Annotated in this window: 15 protein-coding genes; 8 read left to right on the forward strand and 7 right to left on the reverse strand. The window is 70.9% G+C overall.

Annotated features, from left to right (window positions below; genetic code table 11):
- Position 1 precedes the first annotated feature (1 nt).
- Positions 2-1423: a bis-aminopropyl spermidine synthase family protein gene (locus ACFSZT_RS11310; RefSeq protein WP_377384509.1), complete on the reverse strand. Its 1422-nt coding sequence runs from the start codon at positions 1421-1423 to the stop codon at positions 2-4.
- Between the two features lie 103 nt (positions 1424-1526).
- Between ACFSZT_RS11310 and ACFSZT_RS11315 the strand changes: the two genes are divergently transcribed.
- Complete coding sequence (locus ACFSZT_RS11315) at positions 1527-1907, forward strand: hypothetical protein (protein WP_377384511.1); 381 nt, start codon at positions 1527-1529, stop codon at positions 1905-1907.
- Positions 1904-2338, forward strand: a complete 435-nt coding sequence (locus ACFSZT_RS11320) for a MarR family winged helix-turn-helix transcriptional regulator (RefSeq protein ID WP_377384512.1) — start codon at positions 1904-1906, stop codon at positions 2336-2338. Before ACFSZT_RS11315 ends, ACFSZT_RS11320 begins: the two co-directional genes overlap by 4 nt.
- A 38-nt stretch (positions 2339-2376) precedes the next feature.
- Here the strand turns inward: ACFSZT_RS11320 and ACFSZT_RS11325 are convergent, their stop codons facing one another.
- Genes ACFSZT_RS11325 through ACFSZT_RS11340 form a run of 4 tightly spaced genes read right to left on the reverse strand, consistent with a single transcriptional unit; the run spans position 2377 to position 5648 of the window.
- A complete protein-coding gene (locus ACFSZT_RS11325; protein ID WP_377384514.1) occupies positions 2377-2841 on the reverse strand; it encodes a hypothetical protein in 465 nt (154 codons plus the stop codon).
- Positions 2838-4244: an ATP-binding protein gene (locus ACFSZT_RS11330; protein WP_377384516.1), complete on the reverse strand. Its 1407-nt coding sequence runs from the start codon at positions 4242-4244 to the stop codon at positions 2838-2840. The genes ACFSZT_RS11325 and ACFSZT_RS11330 overlap by 4 nt, the downstream gene beginning before the upstream one ends.
- Before the next feature lie 47 nt (positions 4245-4291).
- Positions 4292-4966, reverse strand: a complete 675-nt coding sequence (locus ACFSZT_RS11335) for a response regulator (RefSeq protein ID WP_377384517.1) — start codon at positions 4964-4966, stop codon at positions 4292-4294.
- On the reverse strand, positions 4863-5648 hold the full coding sequence (locus ACFSZT_RS11340; RefSeq protein ID WP_377384518.1) for a phosphatase PAP2 family protein: 786 nt from the start codon (positions 5646-5648) through the stop codon (positions 4863-4865). The genes ACFSZT_RS11335 and ACFSZT_RS11340 overlap by 104 nt, the downstream gene beginning before the upstream one ends.
- 164 nt (positions 5649-5812) lie before the next feature.
- Between ACFSZT_RS11340 and ACFSZT_RS11345 the strand changes: the two genes are divergently transcribed.
- On the forward strand, positions 5813-7339 hold the full coding sequence (locus ACFSZT_RS11345; RefSeq protein ID WP_377384520.1) for a trypsin-like serine protease: 1527 nt from the start codon (positions 5813-5815) through the stop codon (positions 7337-7339).
- A gap of 85 nt (positions 7340-7424) precedes the next feature.
- Here ACFSZT_RS11345 and ACFSZT_RS11350 read toward each other — a convergent pair whose 3' ends face one another.
- A complete protein-coding gene (locus tag ACFSZT_RS11350; RefSeq protein WP_377384522.1) occupies positions 7425-8330 on the reverse strand; it encodes a GNAT family N-acetyltransferase in 906 nt (301 codons plus the stop codon).
- Positions 8331-8460: 130 nt separating this feature from the next.
- On the opposite strand from ACFSZT_RS11350, the gene ACFSZT_RS11355 reads away from it, so the two are divergent.
- The 5 genes from ACFSZT_RS11355 (at position 8461) to ACFSZT_RS11375 (ending at position 13708) form a co-directional block, all read left to right on the forward strand.
- Positions 8461-9558, forward strand: a complete 1098-nt coding sequence (locus tag ACFSZT_RS11355; protein WP_377384524.1) for an ABC transporter ATP-binding protein — start codon at positions 8461-8463, stop codon at positions 9556-9558.
- Positions 9555-10250 (forward strand): ABC transporter permease, encoded by a 696-nt coding sequence (locus ACFSZT_RS11360; RefSeq protein ID WP_377384526.1) that lies wholly within the window; start codon positions 9555-9557, stop codon positions 10248-10250. The genes ACFSZT_RS11355 and ACFSZT_RS11360 overlap by 4 nt, the downstream gene beginning before the upstream one ends.
- A complete protein-coding gene (locus ACFSZT_RS11365) occupies positions 10247-10942 on the forward strand; it encodes an ABC transporter permease (RefSeq protein WP_377384528.1) in 696 nt (231 codons plus the stop codon). Before ACFSZT_RS11360 ends, ACFSZT_RS11365 begins: the two co-directional genes overlap by 4 nt.
- Before the next feature lie 56 nt (positions 10943-10998).
- Entirely contained in the window at positions 10999-11877 is an 879-nt protein-coding gene (locus ACFSZT_RS11370; protein ID WP_449301428.1) for an ABC transporter substrate-binding protein, read from the forward strand.
- Positions 11878-12172: 295 nt separating this feature from the next.
- A complete protein-coding gene (locus ACFSZT_RS11375) occupies positions 12173-13708 on the forward strand; it encodes a S8 family serine peptidase (RefSeq protein WP_377384532.1) in 1536 nt (511 codons plus the stop codon).
- 151 nt (positions 13709-13859) lie between these two features.
- On the opposite strand, the gene ACFSZT_RS11380 is transcribed toward ACFSZT_RS11375, so the two are convergent.
- Positions 13860-17576 carry a multifunctional oxoglutarate decarboxylase/oxoglutarate dehydrogenase thiamine pyrophosphate-binding subunit/dihydrolipoyllysine-residue succinyltransferase subunit gene (locus tag ACFSZT_RS11380; protein WP_377384534.1) on the reverse strand — a complete coding sequence of 1239 codons (3717 nt, stop codon included), beginning with the start codon at positions 17574-17576 and terminating at the stop codon, positions 13860-13862.
- Positions 17577-17633 lie beyond the last annotated feature (57 nt).

Genomic DNA, 17633 nt, shown 5'->3' on the forward strand with positions numbered 1-17633 from the left:
GTCAGGCTCCGGCCAGACGCTCGCCCGCCTCGGCGATGCGGTGCCTCGGCAGATCGATCAGCCGCAGGTCCGCGATGTCGTCCGGGGCGGAGGGCCACAGGTTGCCGAGGCGGCCGTGCGCGCGGGTCAGCACCGCGTGCACGGCCGTCGTCGTGTCGGCGGCGGGCACCGCGGTGGCCACGACGACGGCGTGGGTGTTGTCCGGGGTGCTGCGCAGCAGCCGTAGCCGGTACTTCGGGGCCAGCAGCGTGCTCAGGGCGCGCTGTGCCTCGGCGTCGGCGAGGTCCGGGTGCGCGTTGGGCACCAGCACGGCGACGCGGTCGGCGTTCACGGCCAGGAGCGTGCGCAGCAGCCACGGACCGGGGTCGCCCGAGAGGTCGACGGCCACGGCGGTGCCTCGCGGAACACTCGCCGGCTTGGTCCAGTCCACGGTGCGGAGGTCGACGTCGAGTCCGGTCTCGCCCGCGATGGCGACCAGCGCGTCGCGCAGCGCGGGCGGGGTGTCGCGTGCTTCGACCGACTGGGGACCGTGCGTGTAGATGGTCTGCTTGCCCTTGCGGACTTTTTTCGCCTTGGCGGTGGGTTGGCAGACGTACAGGTCGGCCGCGCTGCCGATGGCCTGCGCGCCCGTGTAGCGGTGGAAGCCGGGCACGATGGCCTCGAAGGTCAGGCCCAGTGCCAGCAACGCGCGCTGCGCCTGGTGGCCGAGTGCGGGATGCCGTGGGCTGTAGCCGTAGGCGAGGACGAGGCGGCCGTTCGGCGGGTCGGCGAGGCAGTCGAGGCCGCGGGCGGCGAAGAGGCCCATGCCCTCGGGTGTGTAGGGCGGGTCGCTGAACACGACGTCGGCTTTGCCGGTGACGGCGAGGGGCAGGCCGAAGCGCAGGTCCGCGTGGACGGTGTGGATGGTCCGGTCGCTGTGCCGGTCGATGTACTCGAGGATCCGGTCGTCGACGTCGATGACGGTGAGGTTGGCCTCGGGCCGCAGCGCGCGGACGGCGAGTGAGGTGAGGTCGTGGTCGCCGACGAACGTCAGCCGGGCGCTGCGGAGGTCGAAGTGCTCGTCGAGCCAGCGGGCGCGGCGGACGACGGTGTCCGTCGTGGCCTGGACGTGGTCGAGCGCGGGCAGCGGCGGCGGTACGTCGGCGAGGTAGCGCGCCACGGTCTCGGTGAACTCCGGCCCTGCGTCGGCCGGGCGGCCCGCGAGCTCGCGGTATCCGGGGATCGCGTCCTTGCACAGCCGCACGGCTGTGCCGTCGCGTTCGAGGTCGCCGCCGAGTGCGGTGAGCAGCTCCTCGACGCTGCGCCGGGGCGCCGCGAGGTCGCGCACCAGGTCGTCGAACTCCTGCCAGCCGTCGCTCAGCAGCGCGATCGCCCGCCGCAACGGCGACGCCGGCACTCCGAACACCTGGGTCACCGATTCCACGTCAGAAGAGTAATTGTGACGCGCAGCGTCTCCGGTTGGTGGTGCCAGGAGAGGACGGGCAGCCCGACTACCCGGATGTATGCGTTTCGCATAGAATCGCGGTATGGATTCCGCGCTCGTGGGAGCGATCAATCAGTGGCACGACAGCGTGAACGCCGGCGACCTGGTTCGTTCGGCGAAGGCTGTCGGCGATCCGATCGTCGTTCTGGGCCCGAAGGGTGCCGGCGCGATCACGCCCGAGCAGTTCGCGGAGTGGGTGAAGCGCTCGGGGATCACGCTGATCCCTCGCTCGTGGCACCCGGTCGGTGACCGGCTCATGGTCGTCGAGGAGGACGCGAGCTGGCCCGGGAGCCGGCGGTCGACCCGGGTGGCGACGGTCTTCCGGGTACACGGCGAGAAGGTCACCGCCGCGCTCCGGCTGCCCGACCTGACGTCGGCGCTGGAGCTGGCCCGCATCTGCCGGGAGATGGCGGCGACCGAATGAGCAATCCGGGACCGGGCCAGACCCTGTTCGCCTTCGTCCGCCACTGGGCGCGCAGATCGCCGGTCGGCGATCACGCGGTCGCCGAGCACGGTCGGCTCGTGCTCGTCACGGAGGCTGTCCAGGCGTTGACCACGCGAGGGATCGCGGCGACGGTCAACGCCGTCGCCCAGGAGATCGGTATCGACCAGAGCGGAGCCTCGCGGCTGATCAAGAGTGCGGTGGACGCGGGATACCTGACCATGCGGGCGTCGGAGGCAGACCGGCGCCGGCGCCAGGCGTCGATCACCTCGGCGGGAGAGACCATGCTGGCCCAGGCCCATCACTGGCAGGAACAGGTCTTCGACCGGTTGACCACCGGCTGGAGCGAGCAACGGCGCCGTGACTTTCACCAGGCCATGACGGACCTCATGGACCGCTCGTACGTCGTGTGATCGCCAGACTGTCCACATCGGATCCGGGCGCGAGGTCGCTAGCCGGTGACGGGACAGGAGAGCGGTCCGCGAGATCGCCCGTCACCGCGCACCGTGACGTACTCGCCCGGTCCACCCGCGGTGCAGACGATCTGTCCGATCGCCGTGTCCGACAGCGCGTCGACGGAGCGGGAGACGGTCACGACCGTCCCGGCCGGTCCGGCCGACACCGAGAACGGCGCCGCGCTGCCCGGAACCTCGCTGGTGAGCCCGCGGGCGCGCTCCTCGTCGGTCGGGCCGTTCGCCAGCAACGCGAGGGTGTCCGCGCGAGACCGTGGCTCCGCGTCGCGCGGTGTGGCGGCGAGTTCGCCGTTCCGGAGGAGGTACACGATGACGGCGGCACTCTCCAGGGCCGCACCGCTCGGCGGTGAGGCCCCGGTGATGACCCCCGTGGGCTGGACGCCGCAGCCGGCGGCGAACAGCAACAGGACCGCCGCCGTGCCCCGCGCGTGGTGTTTGCTCATCCGTCCTCCTTGCCCGCCGTGCCGGCGCGCCTCGGCAGCCGCAGGCTGAATACGGCGCCACCGTCGGGCGCGTTGGCGGCCGTGAGGTCGCCCTGCCGCCCGCCGTCGTGATGCAGCCGTGCATTCTCCCGCGCGATGGCGAGGCCGAGCCCGCTGCCGTCGGATCGGGTCCTGGCCGCGTCCGCCTTGTAGAAGCGGTCGAACACGTGGGGCAACACCGACGGGTCGAGGCCGGGTCCATGATCGCGGACGACGAGGGTCAGCCAGTCGTCGTCGGCGTGCAGGCGAACCGACACCGGCGGCTCGCCGTGTTTGAGCGCGTTGCCGACCAGGTTGGCGACGACGACGTCCATCCGTCGCGGATCGAGGTGCGCTCGGATCGTGGCCGGCAGGTCGGCGTCGACCAGCTCCAGCCAGCCCCTGGTCCGCAGACTCGCCTGAACCAGCCGGGTCACGTCGATCTCGTCGAGTGCGAGGGACGCGACACCGGAGTCGAACCTGCTGATCTCGAGCAGGTCGTCCACCAGCCTCGACAGGTTCCGCGTCTCACTGCTGACCAGCCGGGCGGCACGGCCCGCGTCCCCGGACATCTGCGCCGCCTCCTCGTCGAGCACATCGGCGACGGCGGTCAGCGCGGCCAGAGGCGTGCGCAGTTCGTGGGACACATCGGCCACGAACCGGCGAGCGTCGGCCTCCATCGCCGTGAGCTGCTCGACATGCCGTTCCAGCTCGGCGGCGGTGTTGTTGAACGTGCGCGCGACGCCGGCCAGCTCATCGGAGCCGCGGACGGCGATCCTGGTCTGCAGCCGACCCGCACCCAGTCGCCGCGCCGCCTGATCGAGTTCGCGCGCGGGACGCAGCACACTGCGCGCGGCCACCAACGCCAGGAGTATCGCGAGGGCCAGCGCGCCACCGGCGAGGGTCCACGCGGTCGTGGCGAGCTGGTCGATGCTGCGTTCCTGGGGGACGAGACTACGGGTGGTGTAGACCTCGATGCCGGAGGCCGTGGTGGTGCCGTCCGGGTGGACGATCAGCAGGGGTGTGCCGACGATCAGGCCGGGAACGCCGTACCGCACCACCCGCTGCCAGGCGATGTCGCCGCCGTGGACGGCCCGCCGCAGGTCCTCGGGGATGTCGGCCGCCTCGATGTCGTCGCCGGAGCGGAGCCCCCGGTAGGTCGCGACCGCCGCGCTGTCGCGGTCACTGACGGCGGCCGCGATGTCGGCGAGCTCCGTCCGCCCTGGGTTGCCCGGCAGCGGGTAGACGGTCGAGAGGCGGCTCTTCAGCTCTTCCACGGCGCTGTCCTGGGCGCTCTGCAGGATGGTGTCGCGGGCCTGCACGTAGATGCCGCCCGCGACGCCTGCCGCCGTGACGGCGGACAGCAGCACGAACGCGAGCAGCAACCGGGCACGCAACCCGAGAGAGCGGTCGCCGCACCGGAGCCACCGCCTCACAACGGTCCGAACCGGTAACCGAAGCCCCGCACGGTCTGCACGTAGACCGGCGATGCAGGGTCGTCCTCGAGTTTGGCACGCAGCCGCTGCACACAGGCGTCCACGAGGCGGGAATCGCCGAGATACCCGTAGTCCCACACGGACTCCAGCAGCTGCTGCCGGCTGTGTACGCGGCCGGGGTTGGCGGACAGTTCCAGCAACAGACGCAGTTCGGTCGGGGTGAGCTCGACGGTGCTCCCGCGCTTGCTGATCACCAGACTCGACCGGTCGATGGTCAGGTCCCCGTGCCGCTCCGCGTCGGCCTGCTGTCTGACGCCGCGCCGCAGCACCGCCCGGATCCGGGCTTCGAGCACTCTGGGCTGCACGGGCTTGATCACATAGTCGTCGGCGCCGGCTTCCAGCCCGGCCACCACGTCCATGTCGTCGCCGCGAGCGGTGAGCATGATGATCGGTATGTCGCCGATGGCGCCGATCCTGCGACAGACCTCGAAACCGTCCATGCCGGGAAGCATGAGGTCGAGCACGACGACGTCGGGCGTTTCCGCGCGTAGCCGTTCCAGTCCCCGCTCACCGGACTCTGCCGCGTGCACGCCGTGTCCCTGTCTGCTCAGCGCCAGTTCGAGACCTTCTCGGACGGCCGGGTCGTCCTCGATCAACAGGATCCGAGACATACCTTTGGGTATCACAGTGCTCTCCGGGTAGTGACCGACACGCCCACGCATGCGAGCAGGCCGCCGTCAGCAGGCACAGCGCGGTGGCCGTCAGAACGCCGCCGAGTACATCGCTCGGCCGATGCCAGCCGACGGCCACGGTGGCCGCGCCCACTGTGGACACTGCGACCGCCCCGGGTATCGCGCACCACCAGCGGGCGCGGGTGGGCATGGCGTACAGGGCGGCGAGGACGAGACCGGCCGCGGCGGCGACGTGCCCGCTGGGGAAACTGTTGTGCGTTGTCGAAGCCTCGATGCCGAGGTCGGGCCGGATCAGAATCAGCTTGAGCAGCCGTGCGCCGACCACCGACCCGCCGACGATGGCGATGCCGAGCAAGCCGGGCCCGAGTCGGCCGCTCACCGCGCCGACCAGTGCCACGACGACCAGGAGACCGGCCAGCACCAGCGGATCACCCGACCAGGCCAGCACGGCTTGTGCGAATCCCGACCGGTTCGGCTGAACGGCGACATCGGACGTCGATAAACCGATCCATTCGTCGAGCACCCGGCCACCGGTGGTCCAGACGAACAGCACGTAGCACACGCCGAGCGCGAGCAGGCACGCGAAGGCGCTCTTGCGCAGGTGGATGGCCTGTTGCCGCGAGGATCTCGTTGCCGCGTGCGGCGGCGTCTTCGTTACCACTTCAGCAAGCCTCGCCGCGCGATGTCCTGGCGGCGTGCGTGCGATGTCATGGTTGTGTCACAGCCACAGCCATCGGATTCGCAGCCCTGGGGTCGGCGGCAGTAGTACGGAGCTGTTACACAACGCGGACCGTGCGCGCACACGGCGCCACGACGCTTACCTCCATGCGTATACACAGGAAAGTGCTCATCGCGTGCTTCGCGGTGGTCGCGGCCGTCGCGGGCGCGAGCCCGGCACTGGCCATCCGCGGCGGTACCGAGTCACCGCGGCCGTACTCCTTCGCCGGCTCGCTCCAGCGTCCCGACTCACCACGTTCCGACGGCCACGTCTGCGGCGTCACGCTCATCGCACCGCAGTGGGCGCTGACCGCAGGCCACTGCACGCGCAACCCGAGCGGCGCTCAGGTCGGCACGCCACGAGACTGGACGGTGCGCATCGGCTCGGTCAGTACCACCTCCGGCGGCCAGGTCGCCGCCGTCGACACGTTCTACGCCTACTCCGCCGATCCCGTCCGCGAGGGCGACATCGCCCTGCTGCACCTCGAAACCCCCGTCGACGCCATCCCGGCCGCCCTGCCCGTGGCCCGGCCCGCCGACCACACGCCGATCCGCATCGTCGGCTGGGGCATGACCTGCGGGCAGATGCAGCCGCGCTGCTTCCCGGACCACCTGCGTGAAGCCGACACGGAGATCCAGCCTGCGAAGCTGTGCGAGCGCAGCGGAATCGCCGCAGATCGCGATCTGTGCATCGGCAGCGAGGACGGCAGCGTCGCCGCGACCAACATGGACTCCGGGGGCCCCGCGCTCGTCCGCACCGGCGAGAGCTGGACCATCGTGGGAACCGTGAGCGGGAGCAATGGCGACGACCAGCCCGTGGTCTACACCGATGTACACCACTACGCGGACTGGATCGCGGGTGTGCTGGACGGGTCCGCTGTGCCGCCGGAGAGCCCCGTCCCCGACCTGGAAGGTGCCGTTGCGCTCGGTGGCTGCTCCGCGTCCGTCGTGCGCACCGCGTCGGCGTCGCCGTCGGACCCCGCGCTGCTCCTCACGAACGGCCACTGCGTCCCGCAACCGCCCGCGCCCGGCAAGGCCGTCGCGGACCTCCCGATGAGCGTGCCCGTCAGCATCGGGGACCACCAGGGCTACCCCCAGACCACCGCCCACACGACTCGCCTTGTCTACGCGACGATGACCGGCACCGACGTGGCCCTGTTCCGCCTCGACAAGACCTACGCCCAGCTCGGCGACGAAGGCGCGAAGGTCTTCGAACTGGCCACCACGCCCGCGCGCCCCGGCACGCGCGTCGGCATCGTCTCCGCCGGCACCGGTGACCGTTACGCCTGCACGATCGATGCCCTGATCCCGCACCTGCGCGAGGACGGCTACCAACAGGACGACTCGTATCGCTACGACGCCGCCTGCGGCACGACCCACGGCGCCTCTGGCTCGCCGCTCGTCCTCGACGACGGCACGACGATCGTCGGCGTCCACGGCACCGGCAACGACAGCGGCGAACGATGCACGGCGAACAACCCGTGCGAGGTCGCCGAGGACGGCACGGTGCGCGTGGAGGAGGGCCGCCGCTACGGCCAGCGCACCACGATGCTCCCGGCATGCCTCACGGCAGGGTCGCGGCTGGACATGGCCAAGCCGGGCTGCACGTTGCCGCACCCGCGGGTGCTCTCGTAGCGGTATGCCGGGTCCGGCTCCGGGGAGACGGGTGCGGGCCGAGCCGCCGCCGGGGGAGCGCCCGGCTCGCCCCGCGTGTGCCCGGTCAGTCGCCACGCGCGGGCGGGTCGTTCGGGCGGGGCGGGAGGCAGGCGTCCCGGTGCCGGTCCCGGATCTCGGGCAGTCGCTGGAAGCCGGCCGACGTGTAGGTGGCGACGGCGGCGGCATTGGAGCTCGGGGTGCAGACGATGGCGCTCGACGAGCCCAGCTCCCGGAGTGCCGCGGCCGCGGCGAGGCTGATCGCCGTGCCGTAGCCGTGCCCCCGATGGTCCCGGTGCACACCCATCGGTTCGAGCAGCCCGGGCCTGCCCGGGCCGGCCGACCACACTGTCACCGCCGCCACGGCGTTGCCCCGCTCGTCGAACGCGACCAGACAGCGGGCGTCGGCGTAGGGCAGTCCGGCCGACATCGCGTGCCGGCGCTCGGCCGTGAACGTCGATCCCTCGAACGCCGCCCGCTGCACGGCGGCCCGCAGCTGCGCCAGCTCCGGACCGGCCACCTCGACCCGCACCCCCGGGTCCCGCACCGGCTCCGCGAGATCGCGGCGCAGGGGCGTCCACGGGTCGCCGGCGTTCCAGCCGTGCTCGGCCAGCAGATCGTGGACCACTGCGTCGCTCGGCGCTTCGACGGACGCCGTGCCGTGGGTCAGGACGCCGCGCTCCGGCTCGGTGAGGTCGGCGACGAGCCGACGCGCCAGCTCCTGGTGCCGCCGAGCGTCCGGCGCGATCGCCAGCCGCAGCAGCTCGGGGCTGTCCAGCAGCCCGACGGCGAGAATCCGCCCGTCCCGGCTCCAGGTCCGGACCGCCGCGGCCGTCGCCTCCGCCCCGAACCGCCAGAACCAGCCCAGGTCCCCGGGGTGCAGTTGCGGCGGCCCGTCGTCCTGCCACTCCCGCAGCACGCCCACGGCCGCGCCCAGCCCGTCGGTACCCGGGTTGCCCAGCACAATCCCCATGGTCGCGATCACACACCAGACCACCGGCCCGCCGCACACGGATTTCGGCCGGCCGGCCCGCATGCCGGGAAATCCGCGCCCCTCCGGGTGATCTCCGCTACCGTCGGCGAAGCGGACGAGGGGAGCAGCCATGGCAATCGAGTTCCGCGAGGTGACGAAGGCCTATCCCGACGGCACGGTGGCCGTCGACGAGCTGAGCCTGACCGTCGAGGACGGCACCATCACGGTGCTCGTCGGCCCGTCCGGGTGCGGCAAGACGACGTCGTTGCGCATGGTGAACCGGATGGTCGAGCCGACGTCCGGAACGGTTCTGGTGAACGGTGCCGATGTTCGGGACGCCGACCCCGCTCTGTTGCGGCGAGGCATCGGCTACGTCATCCAGCACGCCGGTCTCTTTCCACATCGGACGGTGCTGAGCAACATCGCGACCGTGCCGATGCTGTCCGGATGGGACCGCCGGAAAGCCTTGGCCCGAGCCGAGGAGCTGCTCGACACCGTCGGCCTGCCCGCCGAACTCGGCACGCGGTATCCCGCCCAGCTCTCCGGCGGACAACAGCAGCGGGTCGGGGTCGCCCGCGCGCTGGCGGCGGATCCGCCGGTGCTGCTCATGGACGAGCCGTTCTCGGCTGTCGACCCGGTGGTGCGCGAAGGGTTGCAGGACGAGCTGCTGCGCCTGCAGTCCCAGCTCGGCAAGACGATCGTGTTCGTCACCCACGACATCGACGAGGCCATGCGGCTCGGCGACCGGGTCGCTGTGTTGCGGGTCGGCGGCAAGCTCGCGCAGTACGGCACGCCGTCGGAGGTCCTGCGCCATCCGGTGGACGACTTCGTGGCCGGGTTCGTCGGCCGCGACCGTGGCTACCGCGGGCTGTCGTTCCTGTCCGCGGAGGACGTCCGGGTGGAAGAGGTCCCGACCGTGCGGCTCGGGGAGACCGGGCTGGTGGCGGCACCCCACTGGCGGCTCGCCGTCAATGACAGGGGCGAGCCGCGCGGCTGGCTCGCGCCCGAGTCCGGAGTGGACGGGCCACTGGCCGAATCGGACCTCCTCGCCGGAGGGTCGCTGTACCGCCGGGGAACACCGATCCGCGGCGCCCTCGACGCGGCGCTGTCGTCGCCGGCGAGTCTCGGCGTGGTGGTCGACGACGAGGGCAGGGCGCTCGGTGTCGTCACCGCGAGCCAGGTGCTCGACGTGATCGAACGGCATCCCGAGGGCGTGGCGGCGACATGAGTTTCCTCGACGAGCTCGGCGCCTATCTCGGCAGCGCGAACACGCGTGAGCAGATCCTGACCGGCCTGGCCGAACACTGCTACCTCGCGCTCGTACCGGTCGTGCTCGGCGTCGTCCTCGCCGTCGGTGCCGGGTGGATCGGCCGGACCTGGCGCAGGGCTCGCGGTGCGCTGCTCGTGCTCGCGAACCTCGTCTACACGGTGCCGTCGCTGGCGTTGTTCGTGGTGATCCCCGGCATCATCGGCACCAAGATCCTCGACAGTCTCAACGTCGTCGTCGCGCTCACGCTCTACACGACCGCGCTGCTCATCCGCCCGGTGCTCGACGCGCTGGACGCCGTGCCACCGCACGTGACGGCCTCCGCGACCGCGATGGGCTACCGCCCGGCGCGCCGGTTCCTCGGTGTCGAGCTGCCGCTCGCCGTGCCGGTGCTCGCGGCCGGCGTGCGCGTGGCGGCGGTGAGCAACATCAGCCTGGTCAGCGTCGGTGCGCTCATCGGCATCGGCGGGCTCGGCGTGCTGTTCACCGACGGCTTCCAGCGAGAGTACGCCGCGCCGATCGTGGTCGGGGTCGTGCTGACGCTCGCGCTCGCCCTCGTCGTGGATCTGCTGCTCGTTCTGCTGCGCCGGATCCTGACGCCGTGGGACCGCACGGCGTCGGCGGCCCGGCCGGAGCGGGAGGTGACCACGTGATCCCGGAGATTCTCGACTGGTTCGGCGACGCCGCGAACTGGAGCGGCCCGGACGGCGTTCCGGCCCGCGTGCTCCAGCATCTCGGGTACGTGGCGCTGTCTTTGGGGATCGCGGGGGTGATCGCCGTGCCGATCGGGCTGTTCGTCGGGCACACCGGACGCGGCGGCGTGGTGCTGGTCGGCCTGGGCAACGCGGTGCGTGCGCTGCCGACGCTGGGCCTGGTGACGTTGCTGTTCCTCGTGTTCACCGACAGCACGGTGGCCGCGATCATCGGGCTCGTCGTGCTCGCGATCCCGCCGATCCTCGCGGGGACCTACGCGGGCGTCCAGGCGGTCGACCGCAATGTCGTGGACGCCGCGGAGGGTATGGGCATGCGCGGCCTGCACCGGCTCTGGCAGGTGGAGGTGCCGATCGCACTGCCACTGTTGCTCGGCGGCGTGCGCAATGCCGTGTTGCAGCTCGTCGCCACCGCCGCGGTCGCGGCGTACGTCGGGCTCGGCGGCCTCGGCCGGTACCTGCTCGACGGACTGGCCATTCTCGACTACGGCGAGGTGGTGGCCGGTGCGGTGCTCACCGCGGCGCTCGCGGTCGTCCTCGACCTCGGTCTCGCCGGGGCGCAGCGGGCGGTCGTGCCCCGTGGTGTGCGGCTCGCGCGAGCGAGCAGAATCCCGGCGACGGAGGAGGCCGCATGAGCGGTGACGTCACCACGAGCCCGCGAGTCACGCGGGCCAGCCACGTCGCGGGGCGGCTGGCGGCACTGTGCGCGGTGCTGGCCTTGCTGGCCACCGCGTGTGGCAACCCGTTGCGCGGCGGTGCCGAGGGCGGGCCGGCTGGCGAGATCGTCATCGGCGCGTCCGATGTGGGCGAAAGCCTCCTGCTTGCCGAGATCTACGCGGGTGCGCTGCGGCATGCCGGCGCCACCGACGTCACCGTGCGCCCGCCGGTCGGCGGCCGGGAGGTGCTCGTCCAGGCGCTGCAGGACCAGTCGCTCACGCTGGCGCCCGACTACAGCGGCAACCTGCTGCGGTACTTCGACCCAGGCACCGGGGCCACGACGCCGTCCGAGGTCTACACGCAGCTGCGTACCGTGCTGCCGGACGGGCTCGAGGTGCTCGATCAGGCGCCCGCCGAGAACACCGACATGCTCGTGGTCCGCCGCGAGCTCGCCGAGCAGGGGGTCCGGACCATCTCGGACCTGGCACCGCACTGCCGTGACCTCGTCTTCGGCGGTCCCGGTCAGTGGGCCGATCGGTGGAAGGAACGCATTCGCGAGCTGTACGGCTGTGAGTTCGCCGAGATCCGCACCACCGACACCGGCGGGCCCGTCACCGTCGAGGCCCTGCGGTCCGGTGAGGTCCAGGTGGCCGACCTGTTCAGCACGTCGTCGACCATCCGCAGCAACGGGTTCGTGGCGCTGGAGGACGACCGGAACATGTTCCCGGCTCAGAACATCGTGCCGCTGGTGGCGACCGGCGCGCTGTCGCCGGCCGAAACGCGGGCGCTCGACGCCGTGTCCGCTGCCCTGACGACGGAGAAGCTGACCGAGCTGGGCGTCGAGTTCACCGAGCGCAAACGCAATCCCGCGGATATCGCCGACGACTTCCTCCGCGACAACGGTCTGGCCTGACCGGTCGGCTTTCCCACTTTCGTCGCAGACTTCCGGCGGCGTCCGTTCGGGTGTTCTTTGTGCGGTGAGGCAACGGAATTCCGGCGTCGCGGTGACTGTTCGTTCTCCCCGCGCGGTCGCGACTCGGCCGCCCGGCCGCAGCGATTGCGGAAAACGGCCCAGTGGCCCGGTTTTTCCGCATTTTCCGGGAAACGGGCCGGTGATTTTCCCCCGCTACTCTCGCTGGCGTTCGAAACCCGAACACCCTGCTGAAAGGGGACGGACCGTGCGTCAACGCGAGGGCGGAACACGTGGAGTGAGGGCGGCAGCCGGGACGGCAGCCGTGGTGACGGCCGTGCTGCTGGGGGCGTCGGGCGCCGCGTCGGCGGCCGAGCCCGAGGGCGTCATCCTGGGTGCCGATGCGCCGGGAGCCATCGAGAACAGCTACATCGTCGTGCTCGAAGACGGGGTTCAGGCGGCCGCCGCCGACTTCGGGGGCGAGGTGAAACACCGGTTCTCCCGGGTGCTCAACGGTTTCTCGGCGACCATGACCGAGGCGGCGGCCAAGCGCGCCGCGGCGGACCCGGCGGTCGCGTACGTGGAGCAGAACCGCAGGGTGACGGCCACCGCGGACCAGACCGATCCGCCGTCGTGGGGTCTGGACCGTATCGACCAGCGCGACCTGCCGCTGGACGACACCTACAGCTACGCCACCGAGGCCTCGAACGTCACGGCCTACATCATCGACACGGGCATCCGGACCTCGCACGAGGACTTCGGCGGCCGTGCGTCGTCGGGCTACGACTTCGTGGACGACGACGCCGACGCCACCGACTGCAACGGGCACGGCACACATGTCGCGGGGACGGTCGGTGGCAGTGACTACGGCGTCGCGAAGGGCGTCTCGCTCGTTGGTGTCCGGGTGCTCGACTGCGCCGGCTCGGGCAGCTACGACGGCGTGATCGCCGGCATCGAGTGGGTCACCGAGAACGCCGCGAAGCCCGCGGTCGCGAACATGAGCCTCGGTGGCTCGGCGTCGGCGGCGGTGGACGACGCGGTGCGCGCGTCCATCGCGTCCGGCGTCACCTACGCCCTCGCGGCGGGCAACGAGTACGGTGCCGACGCCTGCGGCTCCTCTCCCGCCCGCACGGCCGAGGCCATCACGGTCGGCTCCACGACGAGCACGGACGCCCGGTCCGGCTTCTCCAACATCGGCTCCTGCGTCGACATCTTCGCGCCGGGCAGCGACATCACCTCCGCCTGGATCGACAGCGACACGAGCGAGAACACGATCAGCGGGACGTCCATGGCCAGCCCGCACGTCGCCGGTGCCGCCGCCCTGTACCTGGCCGCAAATCCGGGCGCCTCGCCGCAGCAGGTGCGTGACGCCCTGGTGGACGCTGGCACTCCCGGTGTGGTGAGCAACCCGGGCAGCGGTTCGCCGAACGTCCTGCTCCACACGGGCACGACCACCACGGAACCGGAGCCGGAGCCCGAGCCCGGCGAGTGCTCGGCCGTCAGCAGCGAGTCCGCTGTGGACATTCCCGACGGCGGTGCGGCCGTGACGAGCCCGGTCACCGTGAGCGGCTGCGACCGTGCGGCGTCGAGCACCGCGACGGTGGCCGTGGACATCACGCACAGCTACCGGGGTGACCTGGTGATCGACCTGATCGCCCCGGACGGCACCACCACCCGGCTGAAGAACGCCGGCTGGGACTCCGGTGACGACGTGGTCGAGACCTACACCGTCGACGCCTCGGGCAAGCCCGCCAACGGCACCTGGACCCTGCGGGTGCAGGACGTCTACCGCTTCGACAGCGGCACGCTGAACGGCTGGACCTTCACCCCGTGACCGCCGGCTGACCGCGACACCGAGAGGCCCCACCCGACAGGCGCGGGTGGGGCCTCTCGCGTGAGACGTCCCCGCTCGGCACCGCGACCGGGCCCGGATACGCCGGTGGCGGCGGAACCGTGGTTCCACCGCCACCGGGCCGCGCGCGCGGTTACTCGAAGGCGCGGGTGATCAGCGCCTTCTGCTCGACCTCGTGCACCTTGGACGACCCCGCCGACGGCGCGGCCATCGGACGGCGCGCCACCACCTGCAGATTCGAGAACAGCTCCGGGAACTTCCGCGGCAGGTTCAGCCCGAAGAACGGCCACGCGCCCTGGTTCTCCGGCTCCTCCTGGACCCAGACCACCTCGCCGGCGTTGGAGTACCGCTCCAGGGCCGCCGTCAGCTTCCGCTTGGGCAGCGGGTAGTACTGCTCGATGCGGACGATCGCGACGTCGTCGATCTCCCGCTTGGTCCGCTCGGCCACCAGCTCCCAGTAGAGCTTGCCGGAGGTGAGCAGCACCTTGCGGGCCTTGGCCGGGTCGACGGTCGAGTCGTCGATCACGGACATGAACTTCGAGTCGCCCGTGAAGTCCTCGACCGCCGAGGTCGCGGCCTTGTTGCGCAGCATCGACTTCGGGGTGAAGACGATCAGCGGCCGATTGACGCCGTCGAGCGCGTGCCTGCGCAGCAGGTGGAAGTAGTTCGCGGGCGTCGAGGGCACCGCCACCGTCATCGAACCCTCGGCGCACAGCTGCAGGAACCGCTCGATGCGGCCCGAGGTGTGGTCCGGGCCCTGGCCCTCGTGCCCGTGCGGCAGGAGCAGCACGACGTCGGAGAGCTGGCCCCACTTGGCCTCACCGGAGGAGATGTACTCGTCGATGACGGTCTGCGCGCCGTTGACGAAGTCACCGAACTGCGCTTCCCACATCACCAGGGCGTCGGAGTTGGCCACGGAGTAGCCGTACTCGAAGCCGACGGCCGCGTACTCGGACAGCGCCGAGTCGTAGATCATCACGCGGCCCTGGTTCTCGCCGAGGTGCTGCAGCGGCGCGTACTCCTGGCCGGTGTTGCGGTCGATCAGCACGGAGTGCCGCTGGGTGAACGTGCCGCGCCGCGAGTCCTGGCCGGACAGCCGGACGAGCCTGCCCTCCAGGGCGAGCGAGCCGAACGCCAGCAGCTCGCCGAACGCCCAGTCGATGCCGCCCTCGCGCGACATCTTCCGCCGCCGCTCGAGCACCGGCTTGACGCGCGGGTGCGGGGTGAAGCCCTCGGGGAGCTCGGCGAACGCGTCGCCGATGCGCTCGATGACCTCGCGGGTCACCGCGGTCGGCAGGTTCGCCGGGACCTGCTGCTCCTCCTCGACCGACGGGCTCGGCGTCACCGGGTGCTTCTCGAGCTCGCGCACTTCGTTGAAGACGTGCTCGAGCTGGCTGGAGAAGTCCCGCAGCGCGGCCTCGGCCTCTTCCATCGAGATGTCGCCGCGGCCGATGAGCGCCTCGGTGTAGGTCTTCCGGACGCTGCGCTTGGTGTCGATGATGTCGTACATCGCGGGCTGCGTCATCGACGGGTCGTCGCCCTCGTTGTGGCCACGCCGCCGGTAGCAGATCATGTCGATGACGACGTCCTTGTTGAACGCCTGGCGGTAGTCGACGGCCAGCCGGGCCACCCAGTACGCGGCCTCCGGGTCGTCGCCGTTGACGTGGAAGATCGGCGCGCCGATCATCTTGGCGACGTCGGTGGCGTACTGCGACGAGCGGGCGTGCTCGGGCGCGGTGGTGAAGCCGACCTGGTTGTTGATGATGACGTGCACGGTGCCGCCGGTGCGGTAGCCGCGCAGCAGCGCCAGGTTCAGCGTCTCGGCGACCACACCCTGGCCTGCGAAGGCCGCGTCGCCGTGCAGCAGTACCGGCAGCACGGTGAAGCCCTGGCCATTCTGGTCACCCTTGTCGAGGATGTCCTGCTTGGCGCGGACGATGCCCTCGAGCACCGGGTCGACGGTCTCCAGGTGGGAGGGGTTGGAGGCCAGCGACACCTTCGTCTCACCGTCGCCGAACATCCGGAAGTACTTGCCCTCGGCACCGAGGTGGTACTTCACGTCGCCGGAACCGTGGGCCTGGCCCGGGTCGAGGTTGCCCTCGAACTCCCGGAAGATCTGCGAGATCGGCTTGCCGACGATGTTGGCCAGCACGTTGAGGCGCCCGCGGTGCGGCATGCCGATGACGACCTCGTCGAGCTGGTGCTCGGCCGCCTTGTCCAGCACGGTGTCGAGCAGCGGGATCACCGTCTCGCCGCCCTCGAGCGAGAAGCGCTTCTGGCCGACGTACTTGGTCTGCAGGAACGTCTCGAACGCCTCGGCCGCGTTGAGCTTGGAGAGCACGTACTTCTGCACGGCGGGGTCCGGCTTCTCGTGCGGAACCTCGACGCGCTCCTGGATCCAGCGCCGCTCGTCCGGATCGAGGATGTGGGTGTACTCGACACCGACCGTGCGGCAGTAGGAGTCGCGCAGGACGCCGAGCACGTCGCGCAGCTTCATCCGCTGCTGGCCCGCGAAGCCGCCGACCGCGAACTCGCGGTCGAGGTCCCACAGCGTCAGGCCGTGGGACAGGATGTCGAGGTCCTCGTGCCTGCGCTGGCGGTAGTTCAGCGGGTCGGTGTCGGCCATGAGGTGGCCGCGCATCCGGTAGGCGTCGATGAGCTCCAGCACGCGGGCGGTCTTGTCGATCTCGCCCTCGGGGATGTCCTCGACCCAGCGCACCGGCTCGTAGGGCAGGCGCAGCGACGTGAAGATGTCGTCGTAGAAGCCGTCCTCGCCGAGCAGCAGCTCATGGATGCGCTTGAGGAACTCGCCCGACTCCGCGCCCTGGATGATGCGGTGGTCGTAGGTCGAGGTGAGCGTCATGATCTTGCTGACGCCGAGCTTGACCAGGGTCTGTTCGCTCGTGCCCTCGAAGTGGGCCGGGTACTGCATCGCGCCGACGCCGATGATCGTGCCCTGGCCCGACTGCAGCCTCGGCACCGAGTGGTTGGTGCCGATGCCGCCCGGGTTGGTCAGCGAGATGGTGGTGCCGGCGAAGTCGTCCGCGGTGAGCTTGTTGTTGCGGGCCTTCTTGACGATGTCCTCGTAGGCCTGCCAGAACTGCAGGAACGTCATGGTCTCGCAGTTCTTGATCGAGGCGACGACGAGGTTGCGGCTGCCGTCCTTGCCCTTCAGGTCGATGGCGAGGCCGAGGTTCACGTGTTCCGGCGTGACGGCGTGCGGCTTGCCGTCGATCACGGCGTAGTGCCGGTTCATGTTCGGGAAGTCCTGCAGCGCCCGCACCATGGCGTAACCGATCAGGTGCGTGTAGGAGATCTTCCCGCCGCGCGTGCGCTTGAGGTGGTTGTTGATGACGATGCGGTTGTCGGCCATCAGCTTGGCCGGGACCGCACGCACACTGGTCGCGGTGGGGACGCTCAGCGAGGCGTCCATGTTCTTGGCGATGGCGGCCGCGGCGCCGCGCAGCGGCTTACGTTCCGGTTCGGTCTTCTGCGGCGCGGCCTTGGCGGGCTGGGCGGCCTTGTCGCTCGTGGCCGGCGCGGGCCGGGCCGGAGCCGGCTTGGTGGCGGGCGCGGGCTTGGCCGGCGCGGACTGCTGCGCCGGAGCCTGCTGCGGCTCGGCGGCCTCCTGCTTCGGCTTCTCCTCGGACGAGACGGTGGGCTGCCCGTTCGCGGCCGGGGCGGCGTCGGTCCTCGTGTCCGGCTTGCGGTCTTGCGTGGGCTTGAAGTCGGCAAAGAACTCATGCCACGCGGCGTCTACGGATGAGGGGTCGGCGAGGAACTGGTCGTACATCTCCTCGACGAGCCATTCGTTGGGGCCGAACTGTGACGCAGGGCTGCTGCTGGACACGGCTTGGACTCGCCTCTATCTGTCTCGATTGGGTCCGATTACGCGCATACCAGGCTA

The organism is Prauserella oleivorans, from assembly GCF_042685745.1.
Lineage (GTDB): Bacteria > Actinomycetota > Actinomycetes > Mycobacteriales > Pseudonocardiaceae > Prauserella_A > Prauserella_A oleivorans.

Excerpts from the sequence above, each read along its gene's own strand:
- ACFSZT_RS11315 (WP_377384511.1), top strand. The coding sequence starts at position 1,527 with ATGGATTCCGCGCTCGTGGGAGCGATCAATCAGTGGCACGACAGCGTG.
- ACFSZT_RS11320 (WP_377384512.1), top strand. The coding sequence starts at position 1,904 with ATGAGCAATCCGGGACCGGGCCAGACCCTGTTCGCCTTCGTCCGCCAC.
- ACFSZT_RS11325 (WP_377384514.1), bottom strand. The coding sequence starts at position 2,841 with ATGAGCAAACACCACGCGCGGGGCACGGCGGCGGTCCTGTTGCTGTTC.
- ACFSZT_RS11335 (WP_377384517.1), bottom strand. The coding sequence starts at position 4,966 with ATGTCTCGGATCCTGTTGATCGAGGACGACCCGGCCGTCCGAGAAGGT.
- ACFSZT_RS11345 (WP_377384520.1), top strand. The coding sequence starts at position 5,813 with ATGCGTATACACAGGAAAGTGCTCATCGCGTGCTTCGCGGTGGTCGCG.
- ACFSZT_RS11350 (WP_377384522.1), bottom strand. The coding sequence starts at position 8,330 with ATGGGGATTGTGCTGGGCAACCCGGGTACCGACGGGCTGGGCGCGGCC.
- ACFSZT_RS11355 (WP_377384524.1), top strand. The coding sequence starts at position 8,461 with ATGGCAATCGAGTTCCGCGAGGTGACGAAGGCCTATCCCGACGGCACG.
- ACFSZT_RS11360 (WP_377384526.1), top strand. The coding sequence starts at position 9,555 with ATGAGTTTCCTCGACGAGCTCGGCGCCTATCTCGGCAGCGCGAACACG.